Origin of the sequence: Amycolatopsis sp. NPDC098790 (assembly GCF_044759945.1) — a bacterium.
Classification (GTDB): Bacteria; Actinomycetota; Actinomycetes; order Mycobacteriales; family Pseudonocardiaceae; genus Amycolatopsis.
In genome coordinates, this window is record NZ_JBIWAI010000002.1 from 879,891 (window position 1) to 905,449 (window position 25,559).

Sequence of the window (25,559 nt, forward strand, 5' to 3'; positions counted from 1 at the left end):
CGACCGAGGGGGAGTACTTCTGTGGACACGCGGTATGACTCGTTTTGCGCAGCTGACCCGGATTTCTACGACACGCCGAGGCGTATCCCCGCGGAGAGACTCCGGCTGAACACCGGTGTGGGCTTCGGAATCGCCGATCGGCGGCCGCCGCAGGGCTGGCGGCAGACGGAGTCGGGAGACTGGGTGGTGCTCGGCCCGGCGGGTGCGCGCTTGCCGCACCAGGGCTGGAAAGTGCACGTCTCCGCGCGCATGGACAACGCCGATGCCGTGCTGGACAAGGTGTGGGCGTACTGCACCGCACGCGATCTGCCGTTCAAGTACCTCGCCGGCCCGGCGGTGCTGCTGATGCGGAACATGAAGTACGCCGGACGCGGTTCCAGCGGCAAGCTCGTCACGATCTACCCGCGCGACGAGACGCGGTTCAAGGATGTCCTGCACGAACTCGACGAACGCCTTCGCGGTGAGGAAGGCCCCTACATCCTCAGCGACTTGCGTTGGCGCCAAGGCCCGCTGTACGTCCGCTACGGCGGCTTCGCCGAGCGCTACCGCACCGCGCTCGACGGAACTCGTGAGCTCGCCATCGAAACGCCGTCCGGCGAACTCGTGGCCGACCACCGCGGAGCGTCGTTCCGGGTGCCCGAGTGGGTGTCGGTGCCCGAATTCCTCGCCGAGGCACTGGCGCAGCGCAACGCAGTGACCTTCGACGGTCTGCCGTACCGGCCGGAGAAGGCGCTGCACTTCTCGAACGGCGGCGGCGTCTACCTCGCCACCGACACCCGGACCGGCAGCAAGGTCGTCCTCAAGGAAGCCCGTCCCCACGCCGGGCTCGCGCCGGACGGCCGCGACGCTGTCGCGCGGCTGCGGAACGAGCGTGACGTCATCGAGCGGCTGACCGGCATCCCGGGCATTCCGGCGCTGCTGGACTACTTCGTGCTCGCCGACCACCATTTCCTGGTCGAGGAGTTCGTCGACGGCGAGCCGCTGAGCACGGCGTTCAAGCGGCGGAACCCGTTGCTGCGCAACAGTGCCGACCATGCCGAGGCGGCCGAGTTCACCGGTTGGGCGGTGCGGGTGTGCGGGCGCGTGGAGGACTTGGCCGCCGCGGTGCACGCCCGTGGGGTCGTCCTGTGCGACCTGCACCCGTTCAACATCATGATCGACCACGACGACGTGTCGCTGATCGACTTCGAGATCGCGCAGCTCGCCGACGCCGCTCGGCGGCCCAGTCTCGGCAACCCGGGATTCTCGCCGCGGCGACCGTTGCACGGTACCGAGGTGGACCGTTACTCATTGGCCTGCCTGCGGCTGTCCCTGTTCTTGCCGATCACCCCGTTGCTGCATCAGGACGTCACGAAGGCGGTCGAGTTCGCCGAGGAGATCCGTCGCCGCTTCCCGACACCGAAGGGTTTCGTCGAAGACGCCGTCGACACGATCGTCGGACCCGAGCGCGCAACGGGCTCCGCGAAGCGAAAGCCGACGCCGAGGTGGGAGGCATCGCGGGAATCGTGGCCGGAGCTGAGGCGCTCGTTGACCGCCGCCATCACCGCCTCCGCCACCCCCGGGCGGGACGACCGGCTCTTCCCCGGCGACATCGCGCTCTTCGGCGAGCCGGCGGGCAAGCTGTCGCTGGCTCACGGTGCGGCCGGAGTCCTCTACGCCGTCGCCGCCACCGGGGGCACCCCGCATCCCGATCACCTGCAGTGGCTCGTCGAGGAGGCCGAGCGCGCGGATCCGCGCTCCAGCTTGGGTTTCTACGACGGCTTGCACGGCGTCGCCTACCTCCTCGAGCAGTTCGGCGCCACGGACACCGCGACCAAGGTGCTCGACCGATGCCTTGCGACTGCCACCGGCGACCTGAGCTGGAACCTGCTGTCCGGCCGCGCCGGCGTGGGCCTGCACTGCGCGCACATCGCCGCGGAAACCGGTGACTCCGGTGTCAAAGACGCCGCGCTGAACGCGGCCCAAGCGGTCGCGGACTGGATCGACCACGACGACCTGACCCCGCCGAAGACCTCCGGCCCGAGGCCGGTCACCGGGCTGATGCGCGGTGCCGCCGGCCCGGCCCTGCTGTTCATCCGCATGTTCGAGCACACCGGTGACCACGCCTACCTCGACCTCGCCGCGAAGTGCATCGACCGGGATCTCAAGCAGAACATCACCTACGCCGACGGCGGAGTCATCCTCCGCAACGGACAGCGAACCCGGATGTACCTCGCCGAAGGGATCACCGGGATCGGCTTCGTGCTACGCCGCTACCTGCGGCACCGGCACCACGAGATCATGGCGCTGGCGCTCGAACTCGTCGAGCGGACCGTCGCCGGGCCGTACCACTCCCACAGCGGGCTGTTCACCGGCCGCGCCGGCGTGATCGCATTGCTCGGCCAGCGGGGCGGCGACACCCCACCCGCCGGCGATGTTCTCCGCCGGCAGATCCGGTTGCTCGGCTGGCACGCGCTGGACTTCCGCGGCGAGATCGCCTTCGCCGGCGACTACCTCTACCGCATGTCCATGGATCTGGCCACGGGCAACGCCGGGATCCTGCTCGCACTCGGCAGCGCCTGGCACGACCAGCCGGTCTCCCTGCCGCTCCTGGCACCCGCGACCCCCTGGTGACCCTGCGCGGTGCGCTCGGAAGCATCCCGCGCCGATCGAGCGCGGGCCGCACACCAGACCCGGTGAGGAGGTGACCCGACGATGAACCTCTACGACCTGCAGGACCTGGCGTTCGAAACCAACGAGCAGCCCATGGATCAGACGTTCTCCAGCTTGCTGATCTGCTGCGACACCACTTTCACGTGCGGCTGGTGCTGACCCGCCCGCCCCATCGCCGCGACCACGAGCGGCGCATCCGAGCCCGTGGCGCGTGGGCGGGACGGCCGTCTCGGCCGGTCACGACGCCGCAAGTCGTGTACCGCCCACGCGCCGCGCGCCACGCCAATGCGAAACAGCTCTACACGAGGAGCGATCACGTGCGATTGCGAAGAACAGCCGCGTTCTTGGCCACAGCGACCGCGGTCACCCTGTCCCTGTCGATGACGGCGGGCGTCGCCCAGGCGTCGCCGCCGCAGAAGTTCAGCCTCGCTCAAGTCGTCGGCGGGCTGCGCGACGCCAAGCCGCAGCCGGCGCGGGCTCTCGCGCCCGTGGCGCCGACCGCGGCCGCACCGACCTGTGCCGGCGTCAAGGCCGACATGGCCCGCTACGCCGCCTCTGGCGCACAATCGGTGCTGTGCATCGATTCCACCGCGCCCGCGACCACACCGGCCACGACCGGAGACAAGAAGGCCGCGGCGGCGTGGTGCAGCGGTGAAGAGTCGCAGACCTGGTGGATCACCCGATCCGAGACCTGCGTCCACGGCATCACCCTGGTCTACACCGTCACCCAGATCCCCACGGGCGCCATCCTCGGCACCGCCACGTTCGACGTCTCCCACGAGATCACGCTGTCGAACACCAACACCGAGATCAGCGACGACGCCGCCGTCACGCTCGTCGCCTCCTCCGGAGAACTGGCCGTCCCGATCGCCAGCTTCTCCGCGACCTGCTCGGCACCGTGTTCCGCCCTCGACGGCGACGGCTTCACGCTCGAGAAGTTCACGAAGGGCGAGACCGAGGACGCGTTCTTCAGCTACGGCGACGACCCGGTCGACAGCGCTGACCTGTTCAACACCAGCTACAGCTTCACGGTGCAGCCGCCGCCGAACACCGTCCCGGTCGACCCGACGGCGAACTGGTCGACTCCGTCGAGCCTCTTCCGGTGTGACGACCTCGTCTCCGGCTTCGACGGCTGTGTCATCCCCGAGTTCACGCCGGAGCTCGAGGTCACCGTCAGCCGCCACCAGGCGGCCGCGATCGGCATCGCCGTCGCACAGAGCCTGCCCGACGGGTGGGGAAGCGCGGTCGAGCTGACCCGCCTCGCCAACGAATCCGCCGCGGAGGCCAACCGGCGGAAGATCTGCGAGGACGGCACCTGGGTGAAACGGCCGGACGTCCGTGACGACAGCTGCGACGAATACGCCTTCGCCCGCAGCAGGCAAAGCGGCGGCCAGCTCGGCCTGACCGGCAAGGACTGCGCCGAGATCGTGCCTTGGTTCGACGACACCGACGGCACGTGGTACTTCGAAGGCATCCGCTACACCGGTCAGGAACGATGCCTGCGCGCCCACGTCCCGCTCGACGAGAACAGCCTCGTCGGATCCGACCTCGGCGCGCTGACCAACAGCGCCCGCCTGCTCGACAACGACAAGTACTGGGTGGGCGTCTACAACTGATCCTCGTCGTCTCGGCGAACGAACCGGCCGGGCGCGGGCCGCGCTTCACCAGCGGCCTGCGCCCGGCGACCCGCCCCTTCCGGGCGGGTCTTGAAGAGGTTCGCGGGCACCCGCGTCGACCGGGACCGCCTCGCTTCGACCGCGGCCGTTTCCGCCGCGAGCGCATCCGGGCCGGCAGCGGAAACCCGTTCCAGGTCACCGGCCAGTCGCTCACGCCAGCCCGCTCCACGGCGCCGGTGCAGCATCTGCCCGACCGCGGCCGACGGCCCCGCACGCAGCAACGCGGCGACCGCCCAGCCCGCGGCGACCCGTTGCCGGAGCTCCTCGACGTCGTGGCGGCTGCCCCCGGCCGCCGCCGGGCCGCTGCCGGTGATCAGGCACGCTTCGGCCAGCAGCTCCCGCAACGCCACACCGACGGCGGAATCGTCGTCGAGCTCGACGTCCTGGCCGTTGCCGTACCGCGACACCGCCTCCGCCAAAACGCCCTCGGCGACGCCGGCCTCCGCCAGGAAGGCGCCTACGTGATCGGTTACGACCGGCAGCGTGGCCGGTTCCGCGGACCCGCTCACCGAGGCCACGACCCGCGCGTCGACCTCCGAGCGCGCGGGCGAAGGCAGCACCTCCGGCTCGGGTAGCACGGGCAGGACCCGTCCCACCAACCCGGGCGACTTCAGCACCACGTCGTCCAGGACGACCCCGGTCGCGCTCTCCACGAACTCGACCGCCGCCCGCCCCGGATCGTCCGGTGCCGGATCCGGAACCGCTGTTTCGGGGACGATCCGGTAGCCACCCTCGCCCAGGCTGAACGACACCACCCGCCCCAGCCCGGCCAGACGACGCACCACCGGACTTCGCACACCCTCGGCGCTGAACAGCTCGACGGCCACCGACCAGCCACCACGCTCGACGATGCGCACCACCGGGAGAAAGCCGGACTCTTCCGCGTAGAAAGCCTGAGCGTCCCGGGGCCCGCCACGGACCGCCGCGTCCGGCGCACCACCGAACGCGGCCAGAACTCGTTCGGCGTCGGACTCGGCCACCACGCTCACGCAAAAACCGGTGTAACGATCAAGCCAGCGGAAAGTGGACACCAATTCACCCCTGCGATCGAACTGTCCTGAAGCTGCGGGAAACACTGTAGTACTACGAAGTTGCCTCTCGTCGGCCTGTGGGTGCCGGCGGAGGGAGGGCCAGTGCTCCAGCTGGCGCACGGGAGCTGCGACGTTCGGCGGGCAGTGCTCGCCCAGTCGCGCCGACTGCGATGATGCCTGTCCCCCGGTGAAGTCGTCGCCTGACGGGCGTGCGGGAACAATCCCAGGTTCGTGCGGAGAAGTTTCTTCGGCAATTTCACGAATTCGCATCCCTCGGCGAGGGTGCAAGCGGGTTCCGTCGCCGCCGTGAACAGGTTGTGTTGCGGGGCAACGAGAATCATTCGGGTCGGGTCAACGAGTACCCAGATCGCGGCTCGGCTGCTATGCTCGCAGAATCAGGCGCCGCGAACCGGGGGGACCGGGCGGCGCCCGGGGGTTCATCGGCTTGCCGTCAATTCGCCCGTACGCGTGGCGATTGATTCGGCATGCCCGTAATTCGCATGGGCCGAGTGCGACGCGGAAACAATCCGCCGTATCTGCTTCGGGGTGGCACCAACGGGGAGTGATTGATGCTTCGGGTGGCTTTCGTCAACATGCCTTTCGCCGACTGGAACCGGCCGTCCTTCGCGCTCAGTCAACTGGCCGCGCTGCTCGGCCGGGATTTCGACGGTCGGGTCGAAGGGAAGGTCTGTTATCTGAACCAGGACATCGCCGAGCACTTCGGCGCGACGACCTACGAGTCGATCTCCGTCACGCACGACCACGTGGACACCGGGCTCGGGGACTGGCTGTTCCGGCAGATCGCCTTCCCGGACGCGCCGGACAACACCGAGGAGTACTTCCGCCGCTTCTACCGCGGCGAGCACTGGGCGGAGTTCCGGCGACGCATCCTCGCGTTGCGGGCGAGCCTGCCCGCGCTCTGCGAGCGGCTGATCGACCGCTACCGGCTCGCCGAAGCGGACCTCGTCGGGTTCAGTTCCATGTTCGCCCAGCACGTGCCGAGCATCGCGCTCGCCAGGCTGCTCAAGCGGCGGCGGCCCGAGGTGCTGATCGCCTTCGGCGGAGCGAACTGCGAAGCGCCGATGGGCGCGGTGATCGCCGAACACGTCGACGTCGTCGACTACGTCTTTTCCGGGCCCGCTCTCGACACGTTCCCCGGCTTCCTGGAGCACGTCCTCGACGGTGCCCCCGAGCGGGCCGACGCGATTCCGGGCGTGGTGACGCGCCGCAACTGCCACGACGGCCGCTTCCGCGGGGCGATCGGCAGCGACCACGACATCGACGACCTGCTGCTGCCGGAGTACGGGAGCTTCCTCGCCGCGCTCGAGGCGCACCCCGGGCTGCGGGAAACCGGGACGAGCAAACCGATGCTGTTCTTCGAAACCTCCCGCGGCTGCTGGTGGGGCCAGCGGTCGCACTGCACCTTCTGCGGGCTGAACGGCCAGAGCATGGTCTACCGCAACATGGACCCGAAGCTGGCGATCGAGCAGTTCAACTGGCTGTTCGGGTTCGCGCCGGAGTACACCTCGTTGTTCTGCACGGACAACGTGATGCCCCGCAGCTACCCGAAGGAAGTCTTCCCGCACCTCGAACCACCCGAGGGCGGTTCGATCTACTACGAGGTGAAGCTGCCCTTGAGCCGCCAGGACCTCGGCCGGATGTCGGCGGCGGGGGTCACCGTCGTGCAGCCGGGCATCGAGGCACTGGCGAGCTCCACGCTGAAGCTGATGGCCAAGGGCACCACGGCCTTCCACAACCTCCAGTTCCTGAAGAACTGCGACGAGTTCGGCATCGACCCGGACTGGAACCTGCTCATCGGCTTCCCCCGCGAGGAGGAGTCCGTGTACGAGCGGTACACCCACGACCTGCCCCTGCTGACGCACCTGCCGCCGCCGGTGGGGGTCTTCATGGTCCGGTTCGACCGGTTCAGCCCGTACTTCAAGCGGCGTGCGGAGTTCGGGCTCGACCTGCACCCGATGGACTTCTACGGCCTGACCTACCCCTTCGACGCCGACGCGCTGGACGAGCTCGCGTACTTCTTCGCCGACCACAACCTCGGGCGGTACATGCAGAACGCGCTGACCTGGCACGAGCGGCTGCGCGAGCTGGTCGCGGCCTGGCGCGCGGCCTGGGCGGGCGACGGCCCCCGCCCGGAGCTGCGCCTGATCGGCGGGGGTCCCGCCGGGCCGGTCGTGCGCGACTCGCGGTCGGGGGTGCCGGTCGAGCACCCCGTGGACGAGCAGACCGCCGAGCTGCTGCGACGGCTGGCCTCCCCGGCGCGTCCGGACCAGCTCGCCCCCGCCTGGCCGGGCGGCGAGGCCGACCTCGCCGGCCGGATCGCCCTGCTGAAGTCGCGGGGGCTGCTGTTCGAGGAGAACGGGCGGTTGCTGAGCCTGGTGCTGACCGAAGGCGGTGACCAGGCCGCGCCGGAACCACCCGCCGCCGAGCCGGGGGACCGGCGCCTGCTGCCGGTGCTCACCGGCGCCCGGGAAGACCGCCGGTGACGGCCCCGGCGCTGCCGCTGGTCGTCGAGGGCAGCGGGGAGGAGCTCGTGGACCGCGTCCGCGCGGAGCGCGCGAAACTGCGCGAAGCGCTCGTGGAACACGGAGCGGTACTGCTGCGCGGGTTCTCCGTGGGCGGCGTCGACGGCCTCGAATCCGTCGTGCGCACGCTGTCCGGTCCCGCGCTCGCCTACTCCGAGCGGTCGTCCCCGCGCACCGTGATCAAGGGCCACGTGTACACCTCGACCGACTACCCGCCGGACCAGGAGATCTTCCTGCACAACGAGAACTCCTACCAGGCGGTGTGGCCGCGGGTGCTGTACTTCCACTGCGTCGAACCGCCGCACACGCGGGGTGCGACGCCGCTGGCCGACACGCGCCGGATCCTCGAGGCGATCGACCCGGACGTGCGCGAGGAGTTCGCTCGGCGCCGCTGGATGGTGGTGCGCAACTACAGCGACGAGGTCGGCCTGTCCTGGCGCGAGGCGTTCGGCTCCGAAAGCAGGGACGAGGTTTCGCGTTACTGCGCCGAAAACGGCATCCGGGCCCGGTGGCGCGACGACGACCGCCTGCGCACCGAGGCGGTTCGTGACGCGGTGCACCGCCACCCCGTCACGGGGGTTCTCGTGTGGTTCAACCACGCGACCGTCTTCCACGTCACGACCCTGCCCGAACCCGTGCGGCTCGGCCTGCTCGAGATGTACGGCGAGGACGGTTTACCCAGCAACACCTACTACGGCGACGGCGCCCCGATCCCGGACGCGGTCACCGAGCACCTGCGCTCGTGCTACCGGTCCGCCGCCGTCCGCTTCGACTACCACCGCGACGACGTGCTGGTCGTCGACAACATGCTGGCCGCGCACGGTCGTGAGCCGTTCACCGGCCCGCGCCGGATCGCCGTCGCCATGGCCGAGCCTTCGCGGGAACCCGCGCACCGATGAGCACTCCGAACCTGCGCGTCCGCCCGTTGTGGCGCGACCGGAACTTCGCCGTCTTCTGGGCGGTCCAGACGACCTCGGCGTTCGGCGACGCCTTCGCGCTGGTCGCCTTGCCCCTGCTGGTGCTGCAGGCAACCGGGTCCGTGGCGCAGATGGGCCTGCTCACCGGCGTCGCCGGGGCCGGCGCGATCGCCACCGGGCTGTTCGCGGGGATGGTCGTCGACCGGATCGACCGGCGCCGGCTGATGATCTGGTGCGACGTCGCCCGCGCGGTGCTCTACGGCGCCATCCCGGTGTGCTGGGCGATCGAACCGCAGGTGTGGCTGCTGTACGCGGTCATGGCGTGCGCGTCGGTGTTCAGCATGCTGTTCCAGGTCGGGTACGTCGCCGCGGTGCCCAACCTGGTGGACCGCGACCGGATCGTCGAGGCGAACAGCCGGCTGCAGACCACCGACGCGATCGCCCACGTGGCCGGGCCCGTCCTGGCCGGCGCGGTGGCCGCGTCCTTCGGCTCGACCGTGGCCATCGCCCTGGACGCGGTCAGCTTCGCCGTCTCCGTCGCCGGGCTGGTGTCCATCCGGCTGCGGACCCGAGCGGTGGACCCGGGCGAGGCGCCGGCCTGGCGCGACGTGCGGACGAGCTTCGTCACCGGGCTGAGGTTCCTGTGGGCCAGCCCGGTGCTGCGCGCGGTGACGATGCTGCTGACCGTCATCACCTTCCTGAGCCTGGGGTTGCTCGACGTGTTCATCTACCGCGTCCGCACCGAGCTCGGCCACGGCGACGGCGCGGTCGGGTACCTGCTGGGCTTCGCCGGGGCGGGCACGATCCTCGGCGCCGCCCTGACGGCCCGGCTGCGTCGCCGGTGGGGGTTCGGGACGTGCTGGCTGACCTCGTACGTGGTGTGCGGCATCGCCGTCGCCCTGATGGGGGTGACGGGCGCCCTCGCGGTCGCCGACGGCGCCGCGCTGGCCTACGGCGCCGGCATGGCGCTGGCGGGGATCTGTTCGATGTCCCTGCGACAGCAGCTCACCCCCGACCGCCTGCTCGGACGGGTGACCGCGGCCTTCTGGACGCTGCACAGCGCTCTCGGGCCGGTCGGCGCCGTCGTCCTGACCGCGCTGGTCGCCCACTTCGGCGCCCGCGGGCCGCTGCTGGCCGTCGGCGGGGTGTTCCTGGTGGTCGTGGCGATCGGCCTGTTCAGCCCGATCCGGCAACGCGATCCCCAGCCGGCCGAAGCACCGCCTGACCCGTCCGGGCCGCGGACGGCCACGTCCACCGATGTGCGCTGAGCACCGAGCCGGGGAGGATTCGTGACGCACCACCCGCCCGCGGGAGAGCCGACGCTCGCCGGGCTCGTCGAAGCCCGGGTCCGGCGTGCCCCGGACGCCGTCGCCGTGGTCCTGGGCGAGGACGCCCTGACCTACGGGGAGCTGAACCGCCGCGCCAACCGGCTGGCCCGGCTGCTGATCGAGCGCGGGATCGGCCCGGAGCAGCGGGTGGCGGTGCTGCTCCCGCGCGGGTTCGAGCTGGTGGTGGCGTTGCTGGCGGTGCTCAAGAGCGGTGCGGCCTTCGTGCCCGTCGACCCGGAGTACCCGGCCGCCCGGATCGAGGGGATGCTCGCCGACGCCCGCCCTTCGCTCACCTTGACGACCGGGTCCGCTCCGGCACCCGGGGCCGTGGTCCGGCTGGACCGGACGGCTCCGGACCCGGCCCGGTTCGCCGGCACCGACCCGGCCGCGCGGATCAGTGCGCTGTCGCCGGCCTACGTGCTCTACACGTCGGGATCGACCGGGCGGCCGAAGGGTGTCGTCGTCCCGCACGCGGCGGTGCTCAACCTGCTGCGGTGGAAGCAGGAAGAGTTCGGTTTCGGGCCCCACGACCGGTTCCTGCAGAAGACGCCGGTCAGCTTCGACGCGTCCGTGTGGGAACTGTGGTCACCCCTGCTGGCCGGCGGGACGCTGGTGCTCGCCGAGCCCGGGGCGCACCGCGACCCCGGCCGGATCGCCGAACTCGTGCGCCGGCACGGGGTGACGCTGATCCAGTTCGTCCCGTCGATGCTCGACCTGTTCCTCTCGGTGCCCGGCGTTGCCGCGTGCACCTCGCTGAGGCACGTCTTCGCCGGCGGCGAGGTGCTGTCCGCCCGCACGGCCGGCCGGTTCCGGGAACTCTTCACCGCGCCGCTGCACAACCTCTACGGGCCGACGGAAACCACCGTCGACGTGTCCTGCTGGACGGCGGCCGGAGACCCGGGCCCGGTCCCGATCGGCCTTCCCGTGTGGAACACCGGCCTGCACGTCCTCGACGCCGCGCTGAGGCCGGTGCCCCCGGGCGCCGACGGCGAGCTGTACGTGGCGGGCGTGCAGCTGGCCCGCGGGTACCTCGGCGATCCGGCCCGCACGGCGCAGCGGTTCGTCGCCAGCCCGTTCACCCCCGGCGAACGGCTCTACCGCACCGGCGACCTGGCGCGCCGGCGAGCGGACGGCGTGATCGAGTTCCGCGGCCGGACCGACCAGCAGGTCAAGGTGCGCGGCTTCCGCATCGAGCTCGGCGAAGTCGAAGCGGCGCTCGCCGCGCAGCCGGGAGTCGCACGGGCCGCGGTCGTGGTCAGCGAGGACGCGCGGGGCGTCCGGTACCTGGCCGGGTACGTGATCGCCGCGGCCGACGACGGGGTCGACCCGGCCGGGCTGCGCCGTGCCCTGCGCGGGTCCCTGCCGGAGTACCTGGTGCCGTCGGTGCTCGCGGTGGTGTCCGGATTCCCCTTGACCCCCAGCGGGAAGCTCGACGCGCGGCGCCTGCTCGCCGGGTCCGTGGCCCGCAGCCGCACCGCGGCGCGCACGCCGGCGGAAGAGGCGCTGTGCGAGCTCTTCGCCGACGTACTCGGTTTCGCCGAGGTGGGCGCGGACGAAGACTTCTTCGCGCTGGGCGGGCATTCGCTGTCGGCGACGCGGCTGCTTTGGCGGGTCAACGAGCGGTTCGGAGTCGAGTTGCCGCTCAGCGCGATCTTCGAGGCGCCGTCGGCGATCCTCCTGGCGGCCCGGGTGCCGGTGCTGCCCGGCCGGGCGGCGGTGCCCGCGCCGATCCCGGCGGGGGCGGCCATGAGCGGCGTGCCGTCGTTCGCCCAGGAACGCCTGTGGCTGGTCGACCAGCTGACCGGGGCGGGCGCGGTCTACAACCTGCACCTGGTCACCGAAATCGAAGGGCCGCTCGACGTCGGCGCCCTCGGCCGGAGCATCTCCGCCTGCGTCGCCCGGCACGAGGCGCTCCGGACCTGCCTCGAAAGCATCGGCGGCGAACTGCGGCAGGTCGTGCGCCCGGCCGAGCCGGTGCCGCTGGGCACCACCGACCTGCGGACGACCTCGGCCGAAGCCCCGAGCGTCACCGTGGCCGAGGCCGTCGCCGAACTGGTCGCCCGGCCGTTCGCGCTGGACACCGGGCCCCTGCTGCGTGCGGACCTGCTCCGCACCGCCGAGGAGCGCCACGTCCTGGTGCTCGTCGTCCACCACGTGGCCGCGGACGCGCAGGGGCTCGACATCCTCACCGCCGAGCTGGCGGCGGGCTACCGCGCGGCCCTCCGAGGGGACGAGCCGGCGTTGCCACCGTTGCCCGTGCGGTACGCCGACTACGCCGCCTGGCAACGCGAACGCCTCGAGGAAGGCGCGTTCGACGAGGACTTCGCCTACTGGCGGGACCGGCTGGCCGGGCTTCCCGTGCTCGACCTCCCGGCCGACCACCCCCGCCCGCCGGTGCCCTCCCACCGGGGCGCTTGCCACCACGTCGACTTCGACGCCGCGTTCGCCGCGCGGCTGCGGGACTTCGGCCGGGAGGAGGGCGCGAGCCTGTTCATGGTGCTGCTGGCGGCTTTTCTCGTCGCCATGGGCCGCCGGGCCGACCAGTCGGACGTCGTGGTCGGCACCGCCGCGGCGAACCGCGGCCGTCCCGAAACCGAAGGCCTGATCGGCTTCTTCGTCAACCTGCTCGCGATCCGCGTGGACCTGGCGCCGCCGCTCACCCTGCGCGACGCGGTCCGGCGGACGGCGGTGGCGTGCAAACAGGCCTACGACCACCAGGCCGCGCCGTTCGAGAAGGTGGTCCAGGCCCTCGGCGGCGACCGCGATCCGAGCCGGCACCCGGTGTTCCAGGTCGTGTTCCAGCTGCTCGGCGGCCCGCACCCGGCGCCGGAGCTGCCGGGGCTGCGCACGCGGACCGTGCCGGTGGACACGCCGACGGCGCCGTTCGACCTGCTGTTCACCGTCGTCGAAGCCTCCGACGGCCTGTCCTGCGAAGTGCGCTACGCCAGCGACCTGTGGGAAGCCCCGACCGTCGAGCGGATGGCGGGGGAGTGGCACGCCGTGCTGGCCGCGGTCCTCGACGATCCCGGCCGCGACCTCCGGGACGTGCCGTTGCTGTCCCCGGTGGACCGGGCGTTGCTGGAGCGCGAGAACGCCGCCGCGGCGGCGTTCCGGCCCGTGGACACGGTGGTGGACCTCGTCCGCGCCCAGGTCGCCGAGTTCCCCGGCCGGATCGCCCTGGCCGACCCGCGCGGGCAGTGGACCTACCGCGAGCTGGACCGGCGCGCGGGCGCTCTCGCCGCCACTCTGGCCGCCGCCGGGGTCCGCCCGGACGCCCCGGTGGGGTTGCTGCTCGAACGCTCCGCCGACCTCGTCACCGCGATGCTCGGGGTGCTCAAGGCGGGTGCGGCGTACCTGGTCCTCGACCCGGCCTACCCCGCCGAACGGCTCGCGCTGATGGTGCGCACGGCGCGCCCGGCCGCGGTGGTGACCCGGGGCGCGCCGCCGTCCTGGGTGACCGTGCCGGCGGTGCCGCTCGACGGCCCGGTTCCGGCCGGCCCGTCGCCCGACGGCGAAGGCGCCCGGCCGGACGGGCTGGCGGCCGTCGTGTTCACCTCGGGCTCGACCGGGCACCCCAAGGCGGTCGGCGTCCCGCACCGCGGGGTCGCCCGGCTGGTGGCCGATCCGGACTACGTCGGTATCACCGCCGGCGACGTGGTGCTCCACCTCGGGGACCCCGCCTTCGACATCACCACCTTCGAAGTGTGGGGCGCGCTGGCCCACGGCGCCCGCGTCGTGGTGCTGCCCGGCGACCGCCCGCTCGGGCCCGACGAGGTGCTCGCGGCCGTGCGCGACCACCGGCCCGCGGTCCTGTCGCTGACCGCCACCCTGTTCAACCAGGTCGTCGACGTCGACCCCGGGGGCTTCGCCGGAGTGCGCCACCTGTTCGTCGTCGGCGAGGTGCTGGACCCCGGGCGCACCGCGACGGTCCTGCGGGCGGGCGGGCCGCGCTGGCTCCACAACGGCTACGGGCCCACGGAGAACACGACCTTCTCCACGTGCCACCGGATGGAGCGGCCGCCGGAGCCGGGCGCGGCCGTGCCGATCGGCCGCGCCATCGGCGGCACGACGCTGCACGTGCTCGACCGGCGGCTGCGCCGGGTGCCGCCCGGCGTCCCCGGCGAGCTCTACGTCGGCGGGCACGGCCTGGCCCGGGGGTACGCGGGGCAGCCGGGCGCGACCGCCCGCCGGTTCGTGGCCGACCCGTTCGGCCCGCCGGGGAGCCGGATGTACGCCACGGGGGACCAGGTGCGCCGGGCCGCGGACGGAACGCTGCGGTTCCTCGGCAGGCTCGACCGCCAGGTGAAGGTGCGCGGCCACCGCGTCGAACCCGGGGAGGTCGAAGCCGCCCTCCTGGCCACGGACCGGGTGCGCGCCTGCGCCGTGTCCACAGTGGACGTCGGCGAGGACCGGCGGCTGGTGGCGTACCTGGTGCTCGGCCGGGGCGACGCACCGACGGCGGCGCGGCTGCGCGAGGAGCTGGCCCGGCGCCTGCCGGCTTTCCTGGTGCCCAACCACTTCGTGCTGCTCGACCGGCTGCCCACCACCGCCAGCGGGAAGCTCGACGAGGGCGCGCTCCCGGGCCCGGAGGCGGGACTGCGCACTTTGGACACCGAAGCCGTGGCGCCGCGCACGCCGCACGAACGCGCCCTGTGGGACATCTGGGCGGGCGCGCTGGAGGTCGACGGCTTCGGCGTGCACGACGACTTCTTCGCGCTGGGCGGGCACTCCCTGCTCGCCACGGTCGTCATGGCGAGGATCCGCGAAGGCCTCGGCCCGGGGCTCCCGCTGCGGACGCTGTTCGACCACCCGACCATCGCCGGCCTCGCGGAGGTCGTCGGGACAAGGGCCGCCGCACCGTCCGGACCCGCCGACGAGCTGGACACGCTGATCGCCGAACTGACCGGGCTCGCCGCGGACCCGGGCACCGCACACGGGGGTGAAGCACGGAAATGACCGTCGAACCGAAGAACGTCACCGACCGGGTCCGGGAACTGCCGCCGGAGCGCCGGGCGCTGCTGCGGCAGCGGATCTGGGAGAGCGGCCGGGCCACCGGCCTGCCCGGCACCGACGAGCGCGGGCAGGCGCCCGCGTCGTTCACCCAGCGCCGCATGGTCTTCCTGCACCGGCTGGCTCCGGAGAGCGCCGCCTACAACAGCCCCGTCGCCTACCGCCTCACCGGTGACCTGGACGTCGGCGCGCTGACCGGCGCGCTGAACGACGTGCTGGACCGCCACGAAGCCCTCCGGACGACGCTCACCGTGGACGAAGGCCGGGTCGTGCAACACGTTTCGGCGCCCCGCCCGATGGACCTGCCGGTCACCGACCTCTCGGCGCTGCCCGGCCCCGAGCGGGACGCGGCCTTCGACCGGGTCGCCCGTGACGACCAGTCCCGCCCGTTCGACCTGGCGGCCGGCCCGCTGCTGCGGCCGCGGCTGCTGCGGTTCTCCGCGCGGGAATCCGTGCTGCTGCTCACCTTCCACCACGCCGTCGTCGACGGCTGGTCGCTCTCGGTCTTCGTCCGCGAACTGGGTGAGCACTACACCGCGCGGCTCGGCGGCACGCCGCCCCGCGTGCCCGAGCTGACCGTGACCTACGCCGAGTACGCGCGCTGGCAGCAGGACTGGGTCGCCACCGACGAGGCACGCGGGCAGCTCGACCACTGGCAGCGTGAGCTCGCCGATGCCCCGGACGAGCCGGCGCTGCCGGTGGACCGGCCCCGGCCGGCCGTGCCGACCCACCGGGGCGCGGTCCACGGGTTCACCGTCCCGCCGTCGGTGACCGGCCGCCTGGCCGACGTCGCGCGGGGCGCGGACGCCACGCTGTTCATGGTGCTGCTGGTGGCTTTCCAGGTCGTGCTGGCCCGCTACAGCGGCCGGGCGGACGTCTGCGTCGGCACGCCGGTGGCGAACCGGCGCTACCGCGGGCTCCAGGACCTGATCGGGTTCTTCGCCAACTCGGTGGTGCTGCGGACGCGCGTGCGCGAGCGGCAGGGCTTCGGCGAACTGCTCGCGCAGGTGCGGGCGACCTGCCTCGCCGCCTTCGACCACCAGGACGTCCCGCTGGACCTCGTCGCGCAGCGCCTGCACCCCGACCGCGACCCGGGCCGCAACCCGCTCTACCAAGTCAACTTCACGCTGCACAACACGCCACCGGCGGTCGCGGCGATGCCCGGGCTGGAGCTGACCGAGCTGGCCGTCGGCCACGACGGCGCGCGGTTCGACCTCGACCTCAACGTCACCCGCACCGCGGCCGGGCTGGACTGCCGGCTCGGCTACGCCACGGACCTGTTCGACGCCGGCACCGCCGCCCGGTTCGCCCGCTCGCTGCAGGTCCTGCTCGACGCCGTCGCCGCGGACCCCGCGACGCCGGCCGGTGCGCTGCCGGTGCTCGACTCCGCCGAGAGCGCCCGGCTCGTGCAGCGCTGGCGTCACGCCGCGCCGGTGCCGCCCGGGATCGCCTGCCTGCACGAGCTTTTCGCCCGCCAGGCCGAAGCGACCCCGGATGCGACCGCCGTCTCGGCCGCCGCAGGGCCCGCGCTGACCTACCGCGAACTCGACCGGCGGGCCAACGGGCTCGCCCACCACCTGCGCGGGCTCGGCGTGCGGCGCGGCGCCACGGTCGCGGTGCTGCTTCCCCGGTCCCCGGAGGCCGTGGTGGCGGTGCTGGGGGTGCTCAAGGCGGGCGCGGCCTACGTGCCGCTGGAGCCGGCGCATCCGGACGCCCGTTTGGCGCACGTGATCCGGGACAGCGGCGCGAGTTGCCTGGTGACCGGGTCCGGCCTGGCCGGGCGGGTGGACGGCGGCGACGCGGCGGTGGTGTTCGCCGACGCGGTCGCGGCGGAGGCGGCCGAGCCGCCCCGGACCGGGGCCGGACCCGAAGACGCCGTGTACGTCATGTACACCTCGGGAACGACCGGCCTGCCCAAGGGCGCGGTCCTGGCCCACCGGAACGTCGCCGGCTACCTGCGGTGGGCGGCCGGGGCCTACCTCCCGGCCGGCTCGGGCGGCACCGTGCCCGTGCATTCGTCGCTCGGCGTCGACCTCACGGTGACGAGCCTGTTCGCCCCGCTGCTGAGCGGCCGGGAACTGGTGCTGCTGGAGGACTCCGAGGTGCCCGGCGAAGCGCTGCGGGCGTCCGCCGCGGCCGACAAGGACTTCGCGTTCGTCAAGCTCACCCCCTCCCACCTGCGGCTGCTGGACGGCGCCGGCGCGGACCGCCGCGACGAGGTCTGGGCGCGGACGCTGGTGATCGGCGGCGAAGCGCTGCACGAGGACCACGTCGGGGCCTGGCGCGGCGGCGCGGCCGGGCGGCTGGTCAACGAGTACGGTCCCACCGAGACGGCGGTGGCCTGCGCGGCCCACGAGCTGGGCGAAGACGTCTCGCCGTCCGGGCGGGTCCCGATCGGACGGCCGTTGCCGGGCGTGCGGCTCTACGTCCTCGACGGGTTCCTGCGGCCGGTGCCGGTGGGCGCGCCCGGTGAGCTCTACGTCGGCGGCGGCGGAGTCGGCCGGGGATACGTCAACGCTCCCGGTCGCACGGCGGAACGCTTCGTCGCCGACCCCTTCGTGCCCGGCGCGGTCGTGTACCGCACCGGGGACGTCGTCCGCCACCTCGCCGACGGCGCGCTGGAGTACCTCGGCCGCGCCGACGAGCAGCTCAAGATCCGCGGTCACCGGGTCGAACCCACGGAGGTCGAAGCCGTGCTGGAGCGCCACGACCGGGTGCGGCGCGCGGTCGTGCTGCCCGAGGAGGCGGCCGGCGAGCTCCGGCTGGTCGCTTTCGTGAGCACCGCGCCGGGCGCCGGGCGGCGCGAGGAGAAGACCGCGGACTGGCGCTCGATCTACGACGACACGTACGGCGAGCTCGAGACCGGACCGGCCGCGACGGTCAACCTGACGGGCTGGACCAGCAGCTACACCGGCGAGCCCCTCGAACCGGCGGAGATGCGGGCCTGGCTGGACGGCACGGTCGACCGGATCGCCGCCCTCGGCCCGCGCCGGGTGCTGGAGATCGGCTGCGGCACCGGCATGATCCTGTTCCGCCTCGCCCCGGGCTGCGAGCTGTACCGGGGGACCGACCTTTCGCCCGCCGCCGTCGGGTACGTACGCCGCGTGCTCGCCGCCGAACCGGGCACCGGCACCGAACTGGCGGTCGCCCCCGCGCATGAGGCCGTCCGCGCGGGGGACCGGTTCGACACCGTGGTGCTCAACTCCGTCGTGCAGTACTTCCCGTCGGTCGAATACCTGACCGGTGTGCTCGAAAGCGCGGTCGGGGCGGTGGCCGACGGCGGGCACGTCTTCCTCGGCGACCTGCGTGACCTGACGCTGCTGGAAACCTTCCACACCTCGGTCGAGGCGTCCCGGGCCGACCCGGCCACCCCGGTCGACCGCGTCCGGGCCGAGGTCCGGCGCCGGGTGGAGGCGGAGGAGGAGCTCTGCCTCGACCCGCGCCTGTTCGCCGAGCTGGCCCGGCGCTCGCCCCGGATCACCGGGGTGCGGGTGCTGCGCAAACCGGCCGGGTACGACAACGAGCTGAGCCGGTACCGCTACGACGTCGTCCTGACGGTGGGCGGTGACCCGGCCGCAGCGTCCCCGCCGGAGCCCACCGGCCCTGATCCGCGGCTGACCCGGGACCTGGCGCTGCGGGCCCGGCTGGCTGTCGCGCCCGCTTCGGCGATGCTGAGCGACGTCCTCGCGGACCTGGACCTCGACCTGGCTCCGGTGCCGCCTCAGCCTGCGGAGAGCACGGACGACGCCGGGTTCCCGCACCGGTACGCGAACGACCCGCAGTGGCACGCCGAAGCGGTGGCGTGCCGCCCGGAGCTGGAAGCGCTGGCCCGCGACCACCTCCCCGCCGCGCTGCGGCCGTCGCGGTACGTCTTCGTGCCGTCGATCCCGCTGACCGCGACCGGCAAGACCGACCGGGCGGCCGTGCGCGCCCGGCTGGCGGCGGACGGGGACACCGGCGGCGGGCCGGAGGCCGTCGCGGCCGGCCGGCCGATGACGCCGACCGAGCGGCGGGTGGCCGCGATCTGGGCGGAACTGCTGCGCCGGGAGGGGATCGGCCCGGCGGACGACTTCTTCGACCTCGGTGGGCACTCCCTGCTGACCTTCCAGCTGGTCTTCCGGCTGCGTCAGGAGTTCGGCGTGGAAGTCCCCATCCGGGCGCCGTTCGACGCCTCGACGGTCGAGGCGCAGGCGCGGCTCCTCGACGAACGGCTCGGCGAGGTCGCCGGACCGCGGCGGCCCGAGCTCGTCCCGGTGCCGCGGGACGGAGTGGTCCCCGCCTCCTTCGCCCAGGAACGGCTCTGGTTCCTCAACCAGCTGGAGCCGGACAGCGTGCAGTACAACTTCCCGGTCTTCCTGCGGCTGCGAGGCGTTCTCGACACGGGACACCTGCGGGCGGCAGTCGACGAGGTCGTCGCGCGGCACGAAGTGCTCAGGACCGTGCTGGTGCCCCGCGACGGACGGCCCTTCCAGCAGGTGCTCCCGCCCGAGCCGCTGGACATCCCGCTCGTCGACCTGTCCACACTGGACGGATCGGACCGCGAGCGGGAGGCCGGGCGGCTGGCCGCGCGGCAGTACTCCGCGCCGTTCGACCTGTCCCGCCCGCCCGTGGTGCGGGCGGCGCTGGTGCGGATGTCGGAGACCGAGCACATCCTGCTGCTGACCGTGCACCACCTCAGCGTCGACGGCTGGGCGGTGGGGCTGCTGCGCGACGAGCTGGCGGAGAGCTACACGGCCAGGATCGAGCAGCGTCCGCCGCGGTTGCCCGAGCTGGCCGTGCAGTACGCCGACTACGCGGTCTGGCAGCGCCGGCTGCTCGACGAGGGCCACCAGGACGACCTGCGCGACTACTGGCGCACCCACCTCGAGGGCATCCTGGAACTGCCCGGTCTGCCGCTGGACCGGGAGCGCCCGGCCAGGCCGGCCCACCGCGGCCGCGCGCTCGACCTCCGGCTTCCCGCGGCCACCGCCGACGCGCTGCGCGCACTGGGCAAAGCGGAGGAGTGCACGCTGTTCATGGCGCTGCTGGCCCCGTTGTTCGCACTGGTCGCGCGGCGCGCGGGCGCCACCGACGTGGTGGTGGGGACCGACGTGGCCAACCGCTCGGCCACCCCGACCGAACCGCTCATCGGCTTCTTCGTCAACCAGGTGGTCCTGCGGGCCGACCTGAACGGGAAGCCGACCTGGCGCGAGCTGCTGCGCCGGACGCGGGCACTGACCCTGGACGCGTTCGCGCACCAGGACCTGCCGTTCGAGGAGGTCGTGAAGGCGGTCCGGCCACCGCGCAGCCGCAACCAGAGCCCGCTGTTCCAGGTCAAGTTCGTCCTGAACACCACGCGGCGGGCCGAAGCGGCCGTCCCCGGCCTGGAGATCGCGGAGTTCCGGCCGCCGGTGATCGAGACCAGCCGGTTCGACCTCGTGGTGCTGCTGCAGGACGGGCCGGACGGGCTCACCGGGATGTGGGAGTACGACACCGAGCTGTTCACCGGCGAGACGGTGGAAGGCATGCGGCGCGAGTACCTCGAAGCCGTCGAGGACCTGGTGCGGCGGACGGACGCGCCCATCCCGGCTCGCAAGCGACGGGCCGAGCTGCGGCCGCCGACGGCCCTGCGGAAGACACCGGCCAAGATCACGCTGTCCGCCCGGGACGCGGTCGTCGAAGCGCCGCTTTCGGAGCGGGCCCGGTTGCCGCTGGTCCTGCGGCCCGCGGGTGAAGAGGTCGACCTCGTCGCCTGGGCACGGGAGAGCCGCGGCCGGCTGGAGTCGGCGCTGCTCGACCACGGCGCCCTCCTGTTCCGCGGGTTCGGCGTCACCGAACCCACGCGGCTGGAACGGTTCGCGGGGGTGTTCGTCGACGAGCTGTTCGCGGAGAACGGCGAGCACCCGCGGGCGAGGCTCGGTGGCGGCGTCTACACGCCCGTGTTCTTCCCGCCGGAGAAGAAGCTGCTGTGGCACAACGAGAACTCGTTCAACGACGTGGGACCGACGAAGATCTGGTTCTGCTGCGCCCTCCCCGCCGAAACCGGCGGGGAGACGCCGGTCGTCGACAGCCGCGAGGTCCACCGGCGGCTCGACCCGGCCCTGCGTGAAGAGTTCGCGCGCAAGCAGGTGTGCTACATCCGCCAGTACGGGTCCGGGCTCGGACTGCACTGGCGCGACGTCTTCCGCACCGGCGACCGCGCGGAGGTGGAAGCCCGCTGCGCCGAGCAGGGGTTCCGGTGGGAGTGGCGAGGGGATCGTCTGCGCACCGAGGCGGTGCGCCCGGCCGTCGTCCGGCACCCCGTCACCGGCGAGTGGTCGTGGTTCAACCAGGCGCAGCACTGGCACATCGCCTGCCTCGACGAGGTCACGCGGACGTCGTTGCTCGCGGCGGTCGGCGAGGACGGCCTGCCGCGCGAGTGCCGGTTCGGGGACGGCACGCCGATCCCCGACGCGGCGATGGCGGAGATCTGCGCGGTCTACGAAGAACTCGAAGTCGTGTTCCCGTGGCAGCGCGGCGACGTGCTGATGGTGGACAACATCCTCGCCGCGCACGCCCGCAACCCGTTCCGGGGCGAGCGGAAGCTGCTGGTGGCGATGGGTGACATGGTCCGGTTCGACGGACGGCGGGCGGAAGGGGACCGGGGATGACCTCGCAGGTCGAGGGATACCGGCTGTCGGCGCAGCAGCGGCGCCTGTGGCGGCGGGCCGAAACCGGCGCGCCCGCCTGGGCGCAGGTCCTGCTCGCCGTCGACGGGCCGCTGGAGCACGACCGGCTCGTGCGCGCGCTGGAGGACGTCGTCGCGGCGCACGAGATCCTGCGCACGTCCTACCACCGCGTGCCCGGCGTGCGGATTCCGGTCCAGGTGGCCGGAGACGGCGACCCGGTCTCGTGGACGGTGGAAGACCTGCGGCACCTCGACGGCGGCGCCCGCGCCGAGCGGATCGCGCGGGCCGTGCGGGATGCGAGGCGGGCTCCGGCCGTCCCCGCGACCCCGCGCGCCGTGCTGTTCCGGCTGGGCGAGCGGAGTCACGAGCTGCTCCTGACCACCTCGGCCCTGGCGGCGGACAGCGCGTCCCTGCGGTTGCTGGGCGCGGAGCTCGCCGCGAGCTACGACGGTGCGTTCCGCTCCGGCGAGCGGCTCGCCTACAGCCAGTTCGCGGAGTGGCAGCACGACATCGAGCCGGACGAAGACGCCGAAGCCCTGCTGGCCGGCGAAAAGCTGGGCGTCGCGGCCCGGTTCCCCCTGCGCCGCGGCGGTTCTGCCGACGAGCCCGAGGTGGTCGAAACGGTCACCGCCGCGCTGCCCGCCACCCTGGCGGCCGAGGTGGACGACTACGCCGCGCGGCACGGGGTCGGGGCCCCGGCCGTGCTGCTCGCGGCCTGGCAGACCCTGCTGGTGCGGATCACCGGGCTGGCGCACGTCACCGTCGGGGTGGCGGTCCCCGCCCGGCCCTACGAGGAGATGCGGACCTGCTGCGGGCAGTTCGCCAAGTGGTTCGGCGTCGACTCCGGCGCCGCGGCGAGCTTCGAGCACCTGACCGCCGAGGCCGCCGGGCGGCTGGCCGACGCCGAAGAGCTCGAGAAGTACCTCACCGGCTCCTACGCGGCCGCGGACCCGCGGTGGGACGTCGCCTTCGAGTGCAAGCGGGCCGAGCCCCCGCACCCGGCGGGGCCGGTGCGCTTCGCCGTGCGCTGGGACGACGTCGCGGACGAACCGGCGGAGCTCAAGCTCGAATGCGTTCTCGCCGGGACGGCCACGGACGCCACGGTCGTCTGGCACTACTCCACCCGCCGGTTCGGCCGCGACTACGTCCGATGTCTCGCCACGCAGTACCGCACGCTGCTCGCCGGGCTCCTCGCCCGACCACACGTTCCCGTGGCTTCCGCCAGCGCGCTGGACGCCGCGACCCGCGCCGAGCTGGTGCGCGCCGCCGGCCCGGCTCCCGTCGCACGGTGCCTGCACGAGCTGGTCGAAGCCCAGGCCGGGCGGTCCCCGGATGCGGTCGCCGTCCGCGCAGCCGGCACGGAGCTGACCTACCGGGAGCTCGACGTGCGCGCGGACCGCCTCGCCCGGGTGCTGCGCGGACGCGGCGTCGGGCCGGAGGTCCCGGTCGCGGTCTGCCTCGACCACACCGCGGAGCTGCCGGTCGCGTTGCTCGCCGTGCTCAAAGCGGGCGGCGCCTACGTGCCGCTGGATCCGGCGCTGCCGATGCGGCGGCTGGACGCGTTGCTGGCGCGGGTCAGGTGCCCGCTGCTGCTGGCCCGGCGCGGTGGCCCGCTGAGCGACCGGACCGACGTGAAGGTCTTGCTCGTCGACGAGCAGGACGTCCCGTCCGGCGACGTCGCGCGGATCCCGCCGCCGTCGCCGGACGACCTGGCCTACGTCCTGTTCACGTCCGGGTCCACCGGCGCGCCCAAGGGCGTCATGGTCACCCACCGGGCCATCGGCAACTACGTGCGGTGGGCCGCGGAAACCTATGCCACGCCGGGGGGTGCCGGAGCGCCGGTCCCGACGTCCATCGGCTTCGACCTGACGGTCACCGCGCTGTTCGTCCCGCTGGTCACCGGCGCCGCCGTGCACCTCGACCCCGCCTGGCGGGAGGCCGGCGGGCTGGCGGCCGAGCTGTCCGCACGGTCGGACCTGGACCTGGTCAAGGTGACTCCGTCCCACCTGGCGGTGCTGAATGCGCTGCTGTCGCCCGAAACGTGTGCCGGCACGACCCGTTCCCTCGTGCTCGGCGGGGAGCCGGTGCCGGCGGGCCTGCTCGGCCCGTGGCGGCGGCACGCACCGGCCACGAGGGTCTTCAACGAGTACGGGCCCACCGAAGCCGCCGTCGGCTGTTGCGCGCAGGAGATCCCCGCCGACCTCGCCGAAGGTGCCGCCGTGCCGATCGGCCACCCGATCACCGGTGTCGAGATGCACCTGCTCGGCCCGGACCTGCAGCCGGTGGTGCCGGGCGTGCTCGGGGAGATCTACGTGGGCGGCGAGGGGCTGGCGCGGGGGTACCTGGACGACCCCGCGGTGACGGCCGGGCGATTCGTGGCGCATCCGTTCGCGGCGGAGCCGGGCGGCCGCCTCTACCGGACCGGGGACCTCGGCTTCCGCGGGCCCGCCGGCGAGCTGTACTTCGCCGGCCGGGCCGACGAGCAGGTCAAGATCGGCGGCGTGCGCGTGGAGCCCGCCGAGACCCGCGCAGCCCTGCTCGAGCACCCGGCCGTCCGGGACGCCCTGGTCGTGACGCGGACGGACTCCGGCGACGAGAAGTACCTCGAGGCGTACGTCGCCGGTTCCCCGGTGGAAACCGGCGAGCTGCTCGAGTTTCTGGCCGCCCGGCTGCCACCGGCCTGCCGGCCCCGCCACTGCACCTGGCTGCCGGAGATTCCTCTGACGGGGAACGGAAAGCCCGACGTCGGGGCGCTACCGGCTGCCGGCGTTTCCCAGTCCGGCGGCGCGGCCCGCGTGCCGCCGGCCGACGCGACCGAGGCGGCCGTGGCCGCGCTGTTCGAAGAGCTGCTCCACCGGGCGCCGGTCGGCGCCGACGAAGACTTCTTCGACCTGGGCGGCCATTCGCTGCTCGCGGTGCAGCTCATCGCGCGGGTCAACGCGGCTTTCGACAGCAGCCTCCCGGTGTCGCTCCTGTTCGAACCGGCGGCGGACGGGACGCCGGCGGCCACCACGGTCCGGGGACTCGCGCACCTGGTGCGCCACGGCGGAGACCCCGAGCCGGACGACTGCCTGGTCGCCCTGCCCGGCGGCGGCGCGGGCCCGCCGTTGTTCTGCGTCCACCCCGCCGGGGGCAGCGTGCTGGGCTACCGTGAGCTGGCAGCGAGCCCGGAGCTCCCGTGCGCGGTCCACGGGTTCCAGGCCCCGCCGCCGGACGACGGCGCCGAGCAGACCGTCGAACACCTCGCCGGGCGCTACGCGACGAGGCTGCGCCGGACCCGGCCCGACGGGCCGTTGCTGCTGCTGGGGTGGTCGATGGGCGGGCTGGTGGCGCTCGAGGTGGCCGCGCTGCTCACCGCGATCGGCGAGCAGCCGGGCATGGTGGTGCTGGGGGAGACGTACCCGCCCACCATGCTGCCCGACGCCGGGACGGAAGCGGATCCGTTCGCCGCACCGGACGCCGGCCAGGCGGAAGTGGCGCGGCTGCTGGACCTGGCCCGAGCCCATGGCCGTGCGGCAAGGCAGTACCGTCCGGCGCCCTACGGCGGGCCAGTGGTCCTGGTCCAGGCCGCGGAGCAGGACGCCGCGGTCCGGGCGGAAGCCGCCGCGGCCTGGCGGGCACTGTGCCCGGACCTCCGAGGGGTCCACGTCCTGCCCGGCGGCCACTATTCCCTGCTGCGCGCGCCCTTCGTCGCTGAGCTGGCGCGAACTTTGCGGGAGACCCTGCCGGGACTGTGAAAACCGAGGGAAAGGTGC

The 25,559-nt window shown here is 73.2% G+C and carries 9 protein-coding genes; 8 read left to right on the forward strand and 1 reads right to left on the reverse strand.

Annotated features, from left to right (window positions below; genetic code table 11):
* The first annotated feature begins 21 nt into the window (after positions 1–21).
* A complete protein-coding gene (lanKC, locus tag ACIQWX_RS17730) occupies positions 22–2,613 on the forward strand; it encodes a class III lanthionine synthetase LanKC (RefSeq protein WP_400871601.1) in 2,592 nt (863 codons plus the stop codon).
* A 356-nt stretch (positions 2,614–2,969) separates the two neighbouring features.
* Positions 2,970–4,268, forward strand: a complete 1,299-nt coding sequence (locus ACIQWX_RS17735) for a hypothetical protein (RefSeq protein ID WP_400871604.1) — start codon at positions 2,970–2,972, stop codon at positions 4,266–4,268.
* Here ACIQWX_RS17735 and ACIQWX_RS17740 read toward each other — a convergent pair.
* Complete coding sequence (locus ACIQWX_RS17740) at positions 4,259–5,629, reverse strand: hypothetical protein (RefSeq protein ID WP_400871607.1); 1,371 nt, start codon at positions 5,627–5,629, stop codon at positions 4,259–4,261. The two genes, ACIQWX_RS17735 and ACIQWX_RS17740, sit on opposite strands and share 10 nt — an antisense overlap.
* A gap of 299 nt (positions 5,630–5,928) precedes the next feature.
* Between ACIQWX_RS17740 and ACIQWX_RS17745 the strand changes: the two genes are divergently transcribed.
* The 6 genes from ACIQWX_RS17745 to ACIQWX_RS17770 are packed head-to-tail and all read left to right on the forward strand — an operon-like array spanning position 5,929 to position 25,541.
* Positions 5,929–7,863, forward strand: coding sequence for a RiPP maturation radical SAM C-methyltransferase (locus tag ACIQWX_RS17745; protein ID WP_400871610.1), 1,935 nt, complete (start codon positions 5,929–5,931; stop codon positions 7,861–7,863).
* The gene (locus tag ACIQWX_RS17750; protein WP_400871613.1) at positions 7,860–8,801 is read left to right on the forward strand and encodes a TauD/TfdA family dioxygenase; all 942 of its coding nucleotides are present in this window, start codon (positions 7,860–7,862) and stop codon (positions 8,799–8,801) included. The genes ACIQWX_RS17745 and ACIQWX_RS17750 overlap by 4 nt, the downstream gene beginning before the upstream one ends.
* Entirely contained in the window at positions 8,798–10,087 is a 1,290-nt protein-coding gene (locus ACIQWX_RS17755; RefSeq protein WP_400871616.1) for an MFS transporter, read from the forward strand. Before ACIQWX_RS17750 ends, ACIQWX_RS17755 begins: the two co-directional genes overlap by 4 nt.
* A gap of 21 nt (positions 10,088–10,108) precedes the next feature.
* Complete coding sequence (locus ACIQWX_RS17760) at positions 10,109–15,103, forward strand: amino acid adenylation domain-containing protein (RefSeq protein WP_400871618.1); 4,995 nt, start codon at positions 10,109–10,111, stop codon at positions 15,101–15,103.
* Positions 15,100–21,786: an amino acid adenylation domain-containing protein gene (locus ACIQWX_RS17765; RefSeq protein WP_400871621.1), complete on the forward strand. Its 6,687-nt coding sequence runs from the start codon at positions 15,100–15,102 to the stop codon at positions 21,784–21,786. The genes ACIQWX_RS17760 and ACIQWX_RS17765 overlap by 4 nt, the downstream gene beginning before the upstream one ends.
* On the forward strand, positions 21,783–25,541 hold the full coding sequence (locus ACIQWX_RS17770) for an amino acid adenylation domain-containing protein (protein ID WP_400871624.1): 3,759 nt from the start codon (positions 21,783–21,785) through the stop codon (positions 25,539–25,541). The genes ACIQWX_RS17765 and ACIQWX_RS17770 overlap by 4 nt, the downstream gene beginning before the upstream one ends.
* Positions 25,542–25,559: the final 18 nt, after the last annotated feature.